At 43.6% G+C, this 16,044-nt stretch carries 15 protein-coding genes; 13 read left to right on the plus strand and 2 right to left on the minus strand.

Translation table 11 applies throughout. From position 1 onward, the window contains the following. Positions 1–4 precede the first annotated feature (4 nt). The 7 genes from DYH63_RS19910 to DYH63_RS19940 all read left to right on the plus strand — a co-directional run bounded on the left by DYH63_RS19910 (position 5) and on the right by DYH63_RS19940 (position 10,188). Entirely contained in the window at positions 5–1,093 is a 1,089-nt protein-coding gene (locus DYH63_RS19910; protein WP_240409038.1) for a glycoside hydrolase family 53 protein, read from the plus strand. After that, positions 1,093–2,190 (plus strand): glycoside hydrolase family 53 protein, encoded by a 1,098-nt coding sequence (locus DYH63_RS19915; RefSeq protein ID WP_116790463.1) that lies wholly within the window; start codon positions 1,093–1,095, stop codon positions 2,188–2,190. The genes DYH63_RS19910 and DYH63_RS19915 overlap by 1 nt, the downstream gene beginning before the upstream one ends. Beyond that, a complete protein-coding gene (locus DYH63_RS19920; protein ID WP_116790464.1) occupies positions 2,187–4,526 on the plus strand; it encodes a glycoside hydrolase family 2 TIM barrel-domain containing protein in 2,340 nt (779 codons plus the stop codon). The genes DYH63_RS19915 and DYH63_RS19920 overlap by 4 nt, the downstream gene beginning before the upstream one ends. Continuing rightward, positions 4,526–5,710 (plus strand): galactokinase, encoded by a 1,185-nt coding sequence (gene galK, locus DYH63_RS19925; RefSeq protein ID WP_116790465.1) that lies wholly within the window; start codon positions 4,526–4,528, stop codon positions 5,708–5,710. Before DYH63_RS19920 ends, galK begins: the two co-directional genes overlap by 1 nt. Further along, on the plus strand, positions 5,697–6,743 hold the full coding sequence (locus DYH63_RS19930) for a UDP-glucose--hexose-1-phosphate uridylyltransferase (protein ID WP_116790466.1): 1,047 nt from the start codon (positions 5,697–5,699) through the stop codon (positions 6,741–6,743). Before galK ends, DYH63_RS19930 begins: the two co-directional genes overlap by 14 nt. A gap of 36 nt (positions 6,744–6,779) precedes the next feature. Next, positions 6,780–8,450: a sodium/sugar symporter gene (locus tag DYH63_RS19935; protein ID WP_116790467.1), complete on the plus strand. Its 1,671-nt coding sequence runs from the start codon at positions 6,780–6,782 to the stop codon at positions 8,448–8,450. Between the two features lie 127 nt (positions 8,451–8,577). Continuing rightward, the gene (locus DYH63_RS19940) at positions 8,578–10,188 is read left to right on the plus strand and encodes a Na+/H+ antiporter (RefSeq protein WP_116790468.1); all 1,611 of its coding nucleotides are present in this window, start codon (positions 8,578–8,580) and stop codon (positions 10,186–10,188) included. Positions 10,189–10,425: 237 nt separating this feature from the next. Here the strand turns inward: DYH63_RS19940 and DYH63_RS19945 are convergent, their stop codons facing one another. Continuing rightward, positions 10,426–10,743: an HPF/RaiA family ribosome-associated protein gene (locus tag DYH63_RS19945; protein ID WP_116790909.1), complete on the minus strand. Its 318-nt coding sequence runs from the start codon at positions 10,741–10,743 to the stop codon at positions 10,426–10,428. A gap of 174 nt (positions 10,744–10,917) precedes the next feature. On the opposite strand from DYH63_RS19945, the gene DYH63_RS19950 reads away from it, so the two are divergent. From DYH63_RS19950 to fabF, 3 genes are all read left to right on the plus strand, one after another. Further along, positions 10,918–11,508: a TetR/AcrR family transcriptional regulator gene (locus DYH63_RS19950; protein ID WP_116790469.1), complete on the plus strand. Its 591-nt coding sequence runs from the start codon at positions 10,918–10,920 to the stop codon at positions 11,506–11,508. 61 nt (positions 11,509–11,569) lie between these two features. Next, on the plus strand, positions 11,570–12,004 hold the full coding sequence (locus tag DYH63_RS19955) for a PaaI family thioesterase (protein ID WP_116790910.1): 435 nt from the start codon (positions 11,570–11,572) through the stop codon (positions 12,002–12,004). Beyond that, positions 12,001–13,245 (plus strand): beta-ketoacyl-ACP synthase II, encoded by a 1,245-nt coding sequence (gene fabF, locus DYH63_RS19960; protein ID WP_116790470.1) that lies wholly within the window; start codon positions 12,001–12,003, stop codon positions 13,243–13,245. The genes DYH63_RS19955 and fabF overlap by 4 nt, the downstream gene beginning before the upstream one ends. Before the next feature lie 122 nt (positions 13,246–13,367). Here fabF and DYH63_RS19965 read toward each other — a convergent pair whose 3' ends face one another. Beyond that, entirely contained in the window at positions 13,368–13,970 is a 603-nt protein-coding gene (locus tag DYH63_RS19965; protein WP_116790471.1) for a thioredoxin family protein, read from the minus strand. 100 nt (positions 13,971–14,070) lie between these two features. On the opposite strand from DYH63_RS19965, the gene DYH63_RS19970 reads away from it, so the two are divergent. Genes DYH63_RS19970 through pyrH form a run of 3 tightly spaced genes read left to right on the plus strand, consistent with a single transcriptional unit; the run spans position 14,071 to position 16,032 of the window. Then, positions 14,071–14,850, plus strand: coding sequence for a patatin-like phospholipase family protein (locus DYH63_RS19970; RefSeq protein WP_116790472.1), 780 nt, complete (start codon positions 14,071–14,073; stop codon positions 14,848–14,850). 22 nt (positions 14,851–14,872) lie between these two features. After that, positions 14,873–15,328, plus strand: coding sequence for a hypothetical protein (locus tag DYH63_RS19975; protein WP_116790473.1), 456 nt, complete (start codon positions 14,873–14,875; stop codon positions 15,326–15,328). Next, positions 15,325–16,032 (plus strand): UMP kinase, encoded by a 708-nt coding sequence (pyrH, locus tag DYH63_RS19980; protein ID WP_116790474.1) that lies wholly within the window; start codon positions 15,325–15,327, stop codon positions 16,030–16,032. Before DYH63_RS19975 ends, pyrH begins: the two co-directional genes overlap by 4 nt. The last annotated feature ends 12 nt before the right edge of the window (positions 16,033–16,044 follow it).

Consider the following 16,044-nt stretch of genomic DNA (forward strand, 5'->3'; position numbering starts at 1 on the left):
TACGATGAAAAAGATAGGAATGTTATTGTTCATGGTAGTTGCAGCATTTGGGTTTACCCAGTGTGGCGATGACGACAATAATAAAAATGAAGGAGGAGGTACAGCAGAGGATTTTATTCGTGCGGCAGATATGTCGTTCCTGCCGGAAATAGAGCAGGCGGGTACCGTATATTATAAAGGTGGGCAGAGCGAAGATGCATTGCTTACGCTTAAGAACGCGGGTGTAAATACCATACGCATCAGGGTATGGAAAAACCCTGCCAATGGGCATAGCGGTCTTGCTGAGGTTAAAGCTTTGGCGCAGCGCGTAAAAGCACAGGGCATGAAGGTGTGGCTTACAGTACACTATTCTGATACCTGGGCAGACCCTTCGGCGCAGGTAAAGCCTCAGGAGTGGGAAGGCCTTTCTTTTAACGATCTTAAAGCCGCTGCGGTAACCTATACAAAACAAATACTTACAGAGGTTAATCCTGATATCATCCAGATAGGTAACGAAACAAACGATGGCTTTATTTATCCTGAAGGAAACCTGACGGCTAACGAAAGCCAGTACCTGCAACTGGTAACGGCTATAAGTGCTGCCATTCGTGCACAATCGCCAAATGCTAAGATCATGCTGCACCACGCAGGTACAGAGGGTGCTGAATGGTTTTATAATAAGGTAGCAAATGTAGATTATGATTATATAGGCCTGTCCTATTACCCTGTATGGCACGGGAAAGACCTTACTGCCCTGAAAAACAATATTACGGCACTGGGTACGGCACATAACAAAAAAGTGGTAATTGCCGAAACAGCCTATCCTTTTACGCTGGGTTATAACGACTGGACAAATAATATTGTAGGCGATCAAAGCCAGCTTGTTCCGGGCTATGCAGCATCTGCCGAAGGTCAAAAGCACTTTTTGCTTGCCGTGCGCAAGCTTGTTGAAGACAGTAGCGTGGGTGCCGGTTTTGCCTATTGGGGTACAGAGTGGGTTGCTTTTAAAGGCGAGCAGGCTACCAATGGTTCTACGTTTGAAAACCAGGCGCTTTGGGATTTTAGTAACAACGCTTTGCCTGCGCTTGATGCCTTTAAAAAAGAGACAGAGTAATGAAACGGTATCTATTATTAGTTGCGCTGGCATTGCTTATGGCAGGATGTAAAACTGCCGATACGTTCTATTTGGGAGCCGATCTTTCTTATGTAAATGAACTTGAAGACTGCGGTGCAAAGTATCAGTATAATGGTAAGCCGGTAGCCCCTTATGCTTTGTTTAAAGAAAAAGGATGTAACCTGGTGCGGATACGTCTTTGGCACAATCCGGTCACGCCCTATTCTAATTTTGAAGATGTAAAAAAGTCGCTTAAAAAAGCAAAAGCCCAAAATATGGATGCGCTGCTGGACTTGCACTATTCAGACACATGGGCAGATCCGGGCAGGCAGGACATTCCTGCTGCATGGGCTGCTATTACTGATGTAAACATACTTGCTGATAGCGTGTATAATTATACTAAACGGACATTGCTTGCACTTGATAAAGAAAACCTGCTGCCAAAAATGGTACAGGTAGGCAACGAAACAAACAGCGAGGTAATGCAGCCTGCAGGCAAGCCTAAAGATAAGATAGACTGGAAACGTAATGCCCTTTTGCTAAACAGTGGCCTGCGTGCCGTTAGGGAAACGTCTAAAGAACTGGGTAAGGATATTGAGGTAATGCTGCACGTTGCGCAGCCGGAAAATGCACTGTGGTGGTTTAAAGATGCCACAGCGGCGGGCATTACAGATTATGACCGCATTGGGCTTTCATACTATCCATTATGGAGCGATGTTAAGTTTGATGGTTTGCCAAAAGCGATTGACAGCCTGGTAACTACCTACAACAAAAAGGTAATGATCGTAGAGACAGCCTATCCTAATACGATGAAGAATGTGGATAAGGCTAACAACATACTGGACGAGAAAGCCTTGTTTAAAGGCTATCCTGCCACACCACAAGGCCAGAAAGATTACATGATAAAGCTGGTGCAGCTGGTAAAACAAGGCGGTGGCAGTGGTGTAATTTACTGGGAACCGGCCTGGGTAACCAGCAGTTGCAAAACACTTTGGGGTGAGGGATCGCACTGGGATAACGCCACGTTTTTTGACAGCCAGAATAATAACGAAGCCTTACCGGCCTTCGATTTTTATAACACGAAGAATTATAAATGAAAAGAATAACATATATACTATTATCAGCATTGGCCTTTGCAGGCTGCCAGGGTTCTAAAGTAACCACGGCACGCAGCAAAGCAGATTTTGGCAAAGGCTGGCAGTTTACAAAAGACAGTACCGCAGGTACATGGCAAAATGTTAGCCTGCCCCATACCGCCAATGTAGAAAAGCTGGTGCCCATAAAGCAATTTCAGGGTGATAGCTGGTATAAAAAAGATTTTGAGGTAAATGCCTCAGCACAGCAAAACAAAGTGTTTTTATACTTCGAAGGTGTAATGCACGATGTTGAGATTTGGGTGAATGGCAAAGCAGTTGCCCGGCACAAAGGTGGTTATACCCCGTTTACTGTAGATGTTAGCACATGGGTTAAGTTTGGGTTACAAAATTCAGTAGCATTAAAGGTAAACAATGAGGATAACCCAACAATACCGCCGGGCAAACCGCTTGCTGAACTCGATTTTAACTATTATGGTGGTGTGTACCGCAATGTGTACCTTATTACCACAAACAAGCTGCACATAACCGATGCCGTGGCTGCTCAAAAACCAGCTGGTGGCGGGTTGTTCCTGCACTTTGATAAAGTAGACAGATCGAATGCCATTGGTACCTTAAAGACCAATGTAAAAAATGAATTTGATAAAGCACAGGATGTTCAGCTTAAGGCAGTGCTTAAAGATCTGAATGGTAAAAAGCACGAATTTATATCAGACAAGATAACCATAGCGCCTTTTCAGGATGCTGACATTCTCCAGGATATAGCGATAGCAGCGCCTAAGCTTTGGTCGGTTACAGACCCGCAACAGTATGAGCTGGAAGTAAGCGTAATTTCAGGAGGAAAAGTTACAGACAGCTACACGATTAAAACAGGTATCCGTAAGGCAGAGGTAAAAGAAGATGGTTTTTACCTTAATGGCGAAAAATTGTTTATTAACGGTACCAACCGCCACCAGGAGTATCCGTATTTAGGGTATGCTATTTCTGATGAAGCACAGTACCGCGATGCCGTAAAGATAAAAAGCGCAGGCTTTGATTTTGTACGCCTGTCGCATTATCCGCAAAGCGAGGCATTTCTTGCCGCGTGCGATGAACTGGGCATACTGGTAATGGACTGTATTTCGGGATGGCAATTCTTTGGCGATACAGCTTTCCAGAACAACTCCTACCAGGAGATACGCGACCTTGCCCGCCGCGACCGTAACCACCCGAGTGTAATTATCTGGGAGGTTTCGCTTAACGAAAGTAACATGAGCGAAGATTACATGAAAATGGCAAATGAGGTATTACGGGAAGAACTTCCGTTTAAAGATATTCTTACTGCCGGATGGATGGATAACCCTAATTATGATTTGTTTATACCGGCGCGCCAGCACGGCCAGGCTCCGGATTACCAAATAAACTATAGCAAAGGCAATCGCAAGATATTAATAGCCGAATATGGCGACTGGGAATATTATGCGCAAAATGCGGGCTTTAACCAGACTGCCTTTGGCGGGCTTAAAGAAGAAGAGCGCACCAGCCGCCAGTACCGCAACAGTGGCGAGAAGCGTTTGCTGCAACAGGCATTTAACTTTCAGGAAGCTTATAATTCTAACCTTAAAGGGAAGAATACTATAGGACAGGCCAACTGGCTGATGTTTGACTATAACCGTGGCTACAGCCCTGATTTGGAAACATCGGGTATCAGCGATATTTTCCGCCTGCCTAAGTTTGCTTATTATTTTTACCAAAGCCAGCGCCCGGCTGCCCAAAAGCTTGATAAAGCGGTGGTACAGGGGCCAGTTGTTTACATAGCTTCTTATTGGAATGAGCAGTCTAACCCTAAAGTTACCGTACACAGTAATTGTGATGAGGTAGCCTTATACCTTGACGGCACATTAGTAGCAAAACAAAAGCCTGTTCGTAATGCCTTTAGTGATGAGCTTCAGTACCCGCCTTTTACTTTTGATCTTGGCAAATTTACTGCAGGAACATTAAAAGCAGTAGGGTATATAAACGGAAAAGAAGTTGCCCAATATGAGGTGAAAACACCGGGCAAGGCAGCTAAGATAATACTTGAGGCAGACCTGTCTGGCAAAGCGGTAAATAAAGATAAGCCCGATACCATATTTATCTACGCTAAAATTGTAGATGAAAACGGTACAGTACTGCCCGATAGCGCAGTGTCTGTAACCTTTACCCTTGAAGGGGCTAATGCCGCTCTTGTGGGAGGCGCTACCATAACTGCCGATGCCGGCATAGCCGCAACGCTGCTGCGCACCGAAAACCTGAATAACACGATCAAAATAAAGGCCTCAGCGGCCGGATTACCAACAGCTATTTTAGAAGTAAAATAATGAAAAAAAAGTTAGTACAGCAGGTTACGGCCAGCTTTAAAGAACAATTCAATGCAGAGCCGGGTTATGTGTTCCTGTCACCGGGACGCATCAACATTATTGGCGAGCACGTAGATTATAACGATGGTTTTGTGCTTCCGGCAGCCATCAATAAATATGTTTGTTTTGCGGTTTCAGAAAATGAAGACGGGCAAAATACTTTTTTTGCAAAAGACCTTAACGAGAGCTACAGTTTTAACCTTAACGATGAGCTTAAGCCTGTAGACAAAATGTGGGTAAACTTTTTCCTTGGTGTGCTACAGCAAATGAAAGAGCGTGGCTTTGCTATGAAAGGTCTTAACATTGCCTTTAGCAGTACAGTTCCTATGGGTGCCGGCCTTTCATCTTCGGCAGCGGTAGAGTGTGGTTATGCATTTGCGCTTAACAAAATATTCGACCTTGGCCTTACTAAGGAAGAAATTGCACTTATCGGCCAGAAATCAGAGCATACTTATGTAGGTGTTAACTGTGGTATCATGGATCAGTTTGCCAGCGTTTTTGGTAAAAAGAACAAGGTAATAAAACTGGATTGCAATACCCTGGAGTATGAATACCACAATGCCGATTTTAAAGATTATGCACTTTTACTGTTAGACAGTAAAGTAAAACATACACACCTTACCTCTGGCTACAACGACCGCCGTAACGAGGTAGAGCAGGGGCTTGCGATATTAAAGCAGCACTACCCTGAAGTAAAAACCTTCCGCGACCTTAACGAAGCGCAGGTTGAAGCTGTAAAAGACGAGCTGGGCGATGTTATTTACCGTCGCTGCCTGTTTGTAGTGCGCGAAATTCAGCGTGTGTTAGATGCTGTTGCTGCTTTAGAGAACCAGGATTTTGCAGAGTTGGGCAGGCTTATGTATGCTACACACACCGGCCTTAGCAAAAACTATGAGGTAAGCTGCGAGGAGATCGACTTTTTAGTAGACAGCGTGCGTAATGATGAGAATGTGCTGGGTGCCCGTATGATGGGTGGCGGCTTTGGCGGCTGTTCTATCAATCTGGTTAAAAAAGAAGCCGTTAACGGCCTTATAGAGCGCATTGCTAAAGAGTACAAAGAGAAATTTAATATTAAGCTTGAAGCTTACAAAGTTAAGATAGCTAAAGGCACCACATTATATACAGAACAACATGCAGGCATTTGATAATAACGAGCATCCGCACCGCAGGTTTAACCCCCTAATGGGCGAATGGGTACTGGTATCGCCACACAGGGCTAAACGCCCGTGGCAGGGACAAAAAGAAAGTGCAGGAGGCGAAGAGCGTCCGCATTACGATCCTACCTGCTACCTGTGTGCCGGCAACCTTAGGAGCGACGGTACACGTAACGACGATTACAAAGATGTTTTTGTTTTTGATAACGATTTCCCGTCATTATTAAAAGAAGAGGTAGAAACACCTGCTGCTACAAGTCCTTTATTTCAGCTTAAGCCAGAGCGTGGCATTAACCGCGTTATCTGCTTTTCGCCAAGGCACGACCTTACACTTCCTGAAATGGAGGTAAGCGATATTGAAAAGGTAGTTGAAGTCTGGAAAGAACAGTACATAGACCTGGGTAGTAATAGCTTTATCAACCACGTACAGATATTTGAAAACAAAGGTGCTGTAATGGGTTGTTCTAACCCGCACCCGCACGGGCAGATATGGAGCCAGAGCTCACTGCCTACTAATGTGGAAAAGACGCAGGCCAACCTTAAAAAATATTTTGACGCTAACGGTCGCAGCCTTTTGGCAGATTACCTTGCCGAAGAGCTGGAGCGTAAAGAGCGCATTGTTTTAGAAAATGAGCACTTTGTAGCACTTGTGCCTTTTTGGGCAATATGGCCTTTTGAAACGCTTATTGTAAGCAAAAGGCATTTTGGCAATATTACAGAAATGACTGCTGAAGAAAAAACAGCCTTTGCCGATGCTATAAAACGCCTTACGGTAAAGTATGATAACCTTTTTGAAACGTCATTCCCTTACTCATCAGGTATTCACCAGACACCTACAGATGGAGAAGACCACCCTGAATGGCATTTCCACATGCACTTTTACCCGCCGTTATTGCGCTCTGCTACCGTTAAGAAATTTATGGTAGGCTACGAGCTGATGGCCGAAGCGCAAAGGGATATTTCGCCGGAAAAGAGCGCTGCCACGCTTAGGGAACTTTCTGAAGTGCACTACAAGCAAAAATAATTTTCTGTTAACCAAACCCAAACGAACACAAACCTTATGAAATCATTATCTACTGCAGACTATATCGTTTTCCTGGTCTACTTTGTACTTATTGTAGGCTACGGACTCTGGATATACAACCGCAAAAAGAAAGAAGCCACCACGAGCGGTGACTACTTTCTTGCTGAGGGCTCACTTACATGGTGGGCTATTGGCGCATCGCTTATTGCCAGTAACATTAGTGCTGAGCAGTTTATAGGGATGAGCGGCAGCGGCTTTAAGCTGGGTCTTGCCATTGCCACTTACGAGTGGATGGCGGCGCTTACGCTTATTGTTGTGGCTGTATTTTTTATTCCGGTATATCTTAAAAACAAGATATTTACCATGCCACAGTTCTTAAGCCAGCGTTATAACAGTAACGTTGCCATGATCATGGCTGTATTCTGGCTGTTGCTGTATGTTATTGTAAATCTTACTTCTATATTGTATCTGGGTGCTTTGGCAATAAGCAGTATATCAGGCATTAACTTTGAGCTGTGTATTGCATTCCTTGCTATATTCTCTATCATGATTACCCTTGGCGGAATGAAGGTTATTGGCTTTACCGATGTTATACAGGTATTCTTCCTGATACTGGGAGGGCTTATAACTACTTACCTTGCGCTTAACCTTGTAGCCGATGAATTTGGCGGTAGCGGTGTGTTAGACGGCTTTAGCTTTATGACCAGCCATGCCAGCGACCACTTCCAGATGATCTTTTCTAAAGAAGATGCTAATTACAGCGCGTTACCTGGATTATCGGTACTTATAGGCGGTATGCTTATTGTTAACCTTAACTACTGGGGTTGTAACCAGTATATTACACAGCGCGCTCTTGGGGCAGATATTAAAACGGCACGTGGTGGTTTGTTATTTGCATCGTTCCTTAAACTAATGATGCCGCTTATCGTGGTAATACCGGGAATTGCCGCTTATGTATTGTACCAAAACGGTAGTTTCCAGACAGAGATGCTACAGGCCGGCGAACTAAATCCTGACAGGGCATACCCTGTACTGCTAAACCTGTTGCCATCGGGCCTTAAAGGGTTGTCATTTGCGGCGCTAACGGCTGCTATCGTGGCATCGCTTGCAGGTAAGGCAAACAGTATTGCTACTATCTTTACTCTTGATATTTATAAGAAAAAAATAAACCCTGAAGCCAGCGAAAAGAAACTGGTTAGTGTAGGTAAGGCCACTGTGGTAGTTGCCATGGTTATTGCCATTATTATAGCACCATTCCTTGGGATAGATAAAAAAGGAGGCTTTGAATTTATACAGGAATATACAGGCTTTGTAAGCCCGGGTATTTTTGCCATGTTCCTATTAGGCTTCTTCTGGAAAAAAGCAACCAGTAACGCAGCATTGTTTGCTACCATTGGTGGCTTTATATTCTCTTGTGTGCTTAAATTCCTTCCGGGCATTATGGATCTTTCCTTCCTGTACCCAATCGGGTGGGCAGTGCCTAATACTGCCGGTGTATACGAAATTCCGTTCCTAGACAGGATGGCCATTGTATTTGTGCTGTGCGTTGTGGGTATGTTCTTTATCAGTAAAAAAGAAACCCAGAAAGGCATACAGCCAAACGGCCTTGAAATTGATACTACTATGTTTAAAGTTACCCCATCATTTATGGCAGGTTCTGTTATTGTTGTGGGTATCACCGCCGCACTTTATACCATATTTTGGTAAATTGTTTAATAAATGTTTTTTTACACACACTAAAGCACCGTCAGTTTGGCGGTGCTTTTTTTATGAGTTGCAGAGTTGCCTTAAAACATTACGGTTTTTTCCTATTTTTATGCCAAAATAAAGATTGATGCATAATACGATACTTATAATACTGGGATTGCTTTTTATTGTGATGTTGCTGGTGTTGCTGGCAAAGAAGCTAAAGATTGCATATCCTATATTTTTAGTAATTGCCGGGTTAGGCATTAGCTTTATACCGGGCATTCCCCGTATGGGCATTGACCCCGATGTTATCTTCCTGATCTTCCTGCCGCCGTTGCTTTATGAAGCAGCCTGGTATACCTCGTGGAAAGACTTCTGGAAATGGAAACGGCCTATATCGCTGCTGGCATTTGGGCTTGTGTTCTTTACCTCTGTTGTTGTAGCTTATGCTTCATCAGCCCTTATACCGGGCTTTACATTGGCAATGGGCTTCTTGCTTGGGGGCATCATTTCTCCACCAGATGCCGTTGCCGCCGCCACAGTTATGAAGGGGCTTGGCGTGCCCAAACGTGCCATGACCATACTGGAGGGCGAAAGTTTGGTTAATGATGCCTCATCGCTTATAGTATTCCGTTTTGCACTGGCGGCCATACTTACCGGTACATTTTCTATGAATGTAGCGGTAGGTCAGTTTTTTATCACCGCTGTTATGGGGCTTATAACGGGGCTGGCTATTGTGCATATATTTTATGCCATACACCGTTTTTTACCCACAACGCCTGCTATGGATGCGGCACTTACGGTAATGACACCTTACGTTATATTCCTTGTGGCAGAGCATTTTCACTTTTCAGGGGTAATTGGGGTAGTAGCCGCGGGGCTGTTTATGTCGTACCGTTCGCACGAAGTGTTCCAGACGGGCGATACCCAGCTTAATATGATGGGCGTGTGGACAACCCTGGCTTTTGTAATGAATGCCCTGGTTTTTGTACTCATTGGCCTGGAGCTGCCGGAAATTATACATGGATTAGGTGATGCCTCCATAGCACAAGGCATCAAATACGGACTTATTATTAGTGGTATTACCATTGGGCTACGCTTGCTTTGGGTGTACCCGGCTACATTTTTACCGATATTATTGTTTAGGAGCATTCGTGAGACAGAGGTTAACCCAGGGTGGAAAGGGCCTCTAGTGGTAGGTCTTGCGGGTATGCGCGGTGTAGTATCGCTGGCAACAGCACTTTCTATACCAGTGTTGATGACAGATGGCACCGAATTTCCGCATCGTAACCTTATTATCTTTATCACCTTTGTGGTAATATTTGTTACCCTTGTAGTGCAGGGGCTTACTTTGCCGCTGATCATAAAGCTGATAAAAATTAAGGACAGAGAGATTACCAAACCAAGAGAAGAGCAGCACGCAGGCATAAGATTGCACCTGCACAAAGCAGCACTGCAGCATTTAGAATCGCGCCATGCCAGAGAAATAAAGAGCAATGAGCTGATTCGTCATTACCGGGACGAACTTTTTAATGATGTTACCAAAACAAAGCAAAAGCTGGATGCCTTTGAATGTAACGATATACACCGGAGCCAGATAACGCAGTACACGCACATTATGCAGGAATCTATAAAGATACAGCGACAGGAACTTTTTAAACTGCGCAAGCAGGCCATTTATAGTGATGCCGAAATACGCCGTATGGAAATGCAGCTTAACCTTGAAGATGTAAAACTAAGCGGGCACGAGCATTAAAACGGGGTGTGTCTTATGTTTTTGTTTTACTGTGATTTAAATGTAACGCTGAGAGGCAGAGTTGCAAAACTTTGCGACTTATCAGTCGGTTATGTCTAAATTAATAAGAATACAGCTTTGCGGCTTGGCGCCTTGGCGAGAAAAATATTTGAACTATATTATTTCATCTGGTATTAAAATACAAAAGCCTCCGGTGTTATACCGAAGGCTTTTTGCATTATGTAAATGCCCGTGGGCTTAATGTGTCTTTATCTTGTCGAAGGTATGCTCCAGGGCATTCTTCATTTTATCTAATGCGCCGGATATGGCTTTTTCTACGCTGTCTGCCTTGCAGGTGGTAGCGTGGTTTGCAAAGCCGTTAAGGCGTGCTTCTATATGGCACTCTTTATCTACCGCACCCTGGCGCGACCCGCTGTTGTGGTCTGATACATGTATCTCTAAAGCAGAGATATGGTCTTCAAAACGTTTTAGTTTTTCAAGGGCTATTTCGCTCCAGTAACTGTCTTTGCGTCCGCCACCTTCTATATGGTTGTCTGTATTTAAGCGTACTTGCATAATCATTAGGTTTTTTTGTTGATACTCAAAGTTACCACTTTTTGTGGTTTTTGTACACCTAAATTAGCATAAGATTAATAGGCAATACATGAAAAATGTCATTTTAAATAAGCAATAAATAATTTGCTTTTTAATACCGTTTGGTATAATTTTGTGCTATAAAATTGTAAGACAATGACTAAGGCAGAGCGTACAAGACAATTTATAATAGAAAAAACAGCTCCCATTTTTAATAAGAATGGCTACGCGGGTACTTCTATAAACGACCTTACCGAAGCAACCGGACTTACGCGCGGCAGTATATATGGCAATTTTGAGAATAAAGATGCTGTAGCGCTTGCTGCGTTTGACTATAACTACAGCCTGGTATCTGCCGCAGTTGCCGCCCGCATTAAAGAGCGCACTGGGGCAATAGATAAGCTTAAAGCCTACACCAGTGTGTTTGCTGAGCTTTACACCCTTCCTGTTTTAGAGTATGGCTGCCCTGTTTTAAACACCGCTACCGAATGTGATGATACCCATGCTGCCCTGCGCGATAAAGTTAAGGGTGCAATAAGCCAATGGTATGGCGGCATAGAGGGCATCATTAAAAAAGGGCAGGAGCATAAAGAAATTAAAAAGAGTGTAAACAGCCGCGAGTTTGCAGGTGCTTTTATAGCCCTGATAGAGGGTGGCGTAATGCTGGCTAAGGTTACGGGTAAAAGTGAGGGGCTTGAAGCCGCACTTAAACAGGCACGAAAAATGATAACGGAAATAAAGAAATGAAAATATACCTAAAAGTATATTTTTTTAATTACGAATATACCGAATGGTATTAGTTAAAAATATGGATACAAAAGAAGCAGATTTTTTAAGGCAGTTTATAGGTAAGACTGTAACAGATTCGCCTTCGCCATTTATGAACTGGCTGCAACCTGTAATGCTTAAGGTAGAGCAGGGCAGCCTGGCGTTTCAATATACGGTGCGAAAAGAAATGACCAACCCGTTTGGTACGCTGCATGGTGGTATTACTGCTGCCATGATAGACGATGCCATAGGTGCAACGCTTATAAGCTATGGCGAACCCGCCTTTCATGTTACGATTAACCTGGCGATAGATTATTTTGCCCCGGCACGCGAGGGCGATGTTGTTATTGCAGAAACGCAGGTAATTAAAAAAGGGAGCCAGATTGTAAACGCACACTGCGACATCTGGAATGAAAGCCGTACAAAACTCCTTGCCAAAGGATATACAAACCTTTTAAAGACACCCATTAAATGAAAAGAGTTGCCATAACAGGCCTGGGGGCAATAACGCCACTGGGTAATTCGGTAAACGAGTTCTGGAATAATATAATAGCCGGTAAAAGCGGTGCAGGCCCTATCACTAAATTTGATGCTTCAAAATTTAAAACACAATTTGCCTGTGAGGTAAAAGGTTTTAATGCCGAAGATTATATCGAAAAGAAAGAAATACGCAAGTATGACCTTTATACGCAATATGCCATAGCAGCTACCGAAGAAGCAGTAAAAGATGCCGGTCTTGATTTTACCGCTATGCCGAAAACCGAACGCTTTGACGTGGGGGTTATCTGGGCATCGGGTAATGGTGGTATAGGTACGTTTGAAGAGCAGCTGCGCGAATTTCATTCTGGAGATGGTACGCCGCGCTTTAATCCGTTCTTTATCCCTAAGATGATCGTAGATATTGCGGCGGGGGTACTGAGTATCCGCTACGGCCTGCATGGGCCTAACTATGCTACAGTATCAGCCTGTGCATCGAGTAATACCGCCATTATTGCGGCAGCAGATACCATTCGTTTGGGTAAGGCTACCATTATGATAGCCGGAGGTAGCGAGGCTGCACTTACGCCATCATCTATTGGTGGGTTTAATGCTGCGCAGGCGCTGAGTAAAAACAATGAAGACCCGCAGGGAGCATCGCGCCCGTTTGATAAAAACCGCGACGGCTTTGTAGCAGGAGAGGGTGCCGGTGCACTAATATTAGAAGACTGGGATTATGCTGTAGCCCGTGGTGCAACCATTTATGCCGAACTTGTGGGTGGCGGCATGGCTGCAGATGCTTATCACCTTACCGGTACACCGGCGGATGGGCTGGGTGCAGAGCTGGGTATGCGCCGTGCTTTAAAAGAAGCGGGTATAAGCCCTGATGTTGTAGGCTATGTAAATGCGCACGCTACTTCTACAGGCCTGGGTGATATAGGCGAACTTACCGGTATTGCTAAAGTGTTTGAGGGACTAAATGTTAGTGTAACGGCCACCAAGAGTATGACCGGGCATTTGCTTGGCGCTGCGGGGGCTATAGAAAGTATCATTAGCATACTGTCGTTAAAGCACAATATAATTCCAGGTACCATCAATACAAAAGAAATTGATGAAAAAGTACCTGTCGGGCTTAATCTTATTATAGGCGCTTCGCAAAAAGCGGAATTAAATTATGTGCTTAACAATACCTTTGGGTTTGGAGGCCATACGGCGAGCACTCTGTTTAAAAAAGTATAAAAGAGATTTGTGAGTTTGTTATTTTGAACAAAGCGATACTGGAGTGAAATCTCATTTTTTACGAGATCTCTCCCATCGTCAGAATAAGAAACAATCTTAGATATAATAAAGAGATTGTAGGATTATTGCAATAATCCTACAATCTCTTCCATTGTGCTTAAACCCTTGTCGTGCAGGTACCATTTTTGCAGTTCGGTTTTAGCTTCATCGGTAACAGTGCCGTGTTTTTCTTTATTTTCTTTGATAAGATTTGCGCCACCTTCGGGGCGTGGTCCCCAGCTTGCTACAGGCTGCTGTGTAGCTGCATCTAAAACTACCAGTTTAGGTATAGACCTTGCGCCATTAGTCAGGTACGCATCCATAAGCTCAGCGTTATCATCGCGCAAAACCAGTTTAAGGTCAATCTTGTCGGTTGCCTGCGTCATCTTATTAATTACGGGTACTATCTGTGCAGCATCGCCACACCATCCTTCGGTAATTACCAGGAACGTGTAAGCTTTATCGAGCGTTTTAAGCTTTTGGTCAACATCATCCGGTATGTGTATGGTTTTGTCGAGGCGGTTCATGCGTGCCTCATTCAGGGTTGTGTAGTGGGTAAGTGCTTCGCTTTGGGTAGCACCGGTGCTAAGGCCCTGTTCCAGCAATTGGGTTACGTGGTTGCGGTAATCTTTGTAGCCAAAGCTGTTTTTAAGGCTTTGCTCTATGGTGTTTTCAGTTGTTGTCATGATACTAAACGTTAAACTCAAAAATTAGTTCAACTTTAGCATAGCAAAAAAAACGCCATTTGTCAAAAAACTGTAATTTAGGCAGGCAATTCACATATACATGAAATTTGACGGAAAAAGCATTGGGCTTACCTTTTCGGGAGGCGGTACCAAAGGCATTGCCCACGCGGGTGTTTTAAAGTTTTTTGACGAAGAGGGCATCCAGCCCAGCCAGATAGCCGGTACCAGCAGTGGTGCCATAGTGTCATCTTTATATGCCTGGGGCAAACAGCCCGAAGAGATACTGGAGTTTTTTAAGTCGATCTATTTCTTTCACTGGAAACATTTTACCTTTCGTAAACCGGGGTTTATAGACTCCTCTGCCTTTCGCGAATATTTTCATGATATTTTTAAAGAAGCTACGCTAGGCGACCTGCCGTATGATATGCACATAACTGCAACCGACCTCGTATCCGGCAAGTTGCGCATCTTTGGGGATGATACTAAAGTGGCCGATGCCGTACTGGCATCATCGGCTTTTCCAGGTATTATTTCTCCTTATGAGATTAATGGACGGCTGTATGGCGACGGAGGTATTGTAAACCACTTTCCTACAGATGTTTTACAAGGTCGCTGCGATGCTAATATTGGCATTTATGTAAGCCCGATACAAAAAATAGAGAAAGATGATTTGCGTTCCATCAAGTCGGTTACTACAAGGGCGTATGATTTGCTTTCGGCCAACAGCAATATGCAGAAGTTTACCCTGTGCGACTGGGTTATCAGTCCTGAAGAGCTGGCTTTGTATAGTACTTTTGAGACGAACAAGGCTAAGATGGACGAGATATTCAACATTGGTTATGAATCGGCTAAGAAGTCATATGCTGATTTGATAGTTTAGGTTTGTTTGAACTAATTAATGTATGACGAAAAGAGAACAGTATAATCTCATTTTCTACTGGAATACAATTCCGGGTCATGGTACATGGCCTACTATGAGCACTAATGGTAATAATGAGTATGCAAATCTTTGTATCCTTCAACTATTGTATTACTCAGAAGCTGAGTATTTTATTGATAGTATAGATTTAGCGCTTTCAGGACAGCTATACGATCCGGATTTTTTAAATACAGACGGTACTGAAGGTCAGGATATTAAATTTGAAGAACCAAATTTTATTTTTGACCATTATCTAACTATCCATATGAGCGATATGAAAGAATTATTGCAGGAATGGGTTGATTTTATAAAAGAGGAACAGCAGAAAAAAAAGCGCCCTGCTCAATATAATCTATTCTCTAAATTCCGTGTAAAAATCTCTTTACTCACGAAAACTTTTATTACTATATTTGCACCATCAAAAACAAAAACCCTATGAAATATAACCGGATACTGTTAAAGCTAAGCGGTGAAGCGCTTATGGGCGAGAGGCAATATGGTATAGACCCAGTGAGGCTTGCTGAGTATGCCGCCGAGATCAAACAAATTCATGACAAAGGTGTGCAAATAGCCATTGTTATAGGTGGCGGTAACATCTTTAGGGGGTTAGCCGGAGCCAGTAACGGTATGGACAGGGTTCAGGGAGATTATATGGGTATGCTTGCTACCGTAATTAACGGTATGGCACTACAAGGCGCCCTTGAAGATGCCGGTATGCAAACACGCCTGCAAACTGCCCTTGAAATTAAAGCTATTGCAGAGCCCTACATTAAAAGAAAAGCGGTGCGCCATCTTGAAAAAGACCGTATTGTAATATTTGGCGCGGGTACAGGTAATCCATATTTTACTACTGATACTGCTGCAGTACTAAGGGGTGTAGAAATTAATGCCGATGTGATACTTAAAGGTACACGTGTAGATGGTATTTATACTGCAGATCCTGAAAAAGACCCATCTGCTGTAAAGTATGATACGCTTACCTTTAGCGATGTGCTTGCAAAAGGCCTTAATGTAATGGATACTACTGCCTTTACACTTAGCCAGGAAAACGCATTGCCTATTATTGTATTTGACATGAACAAGCCGGGTAACCTGGTAAAAGTTTGCGATGGCGAACTTGTAGGTACAACGGTTAACGTTTAATTCTTAGAATTT

The sequence above is a fragment of the Flavobacterium psychrotrophum genome, from assembly GCF_003403075.1.
In the GTDB taxonomy this organism is placed as follows: Bacteria; Bacteroidota; Bacteroidia; order Flavobacteriales; family Flavobacteriaceae; genus Flavobacterium; species Flavobacterium psychrotrophum.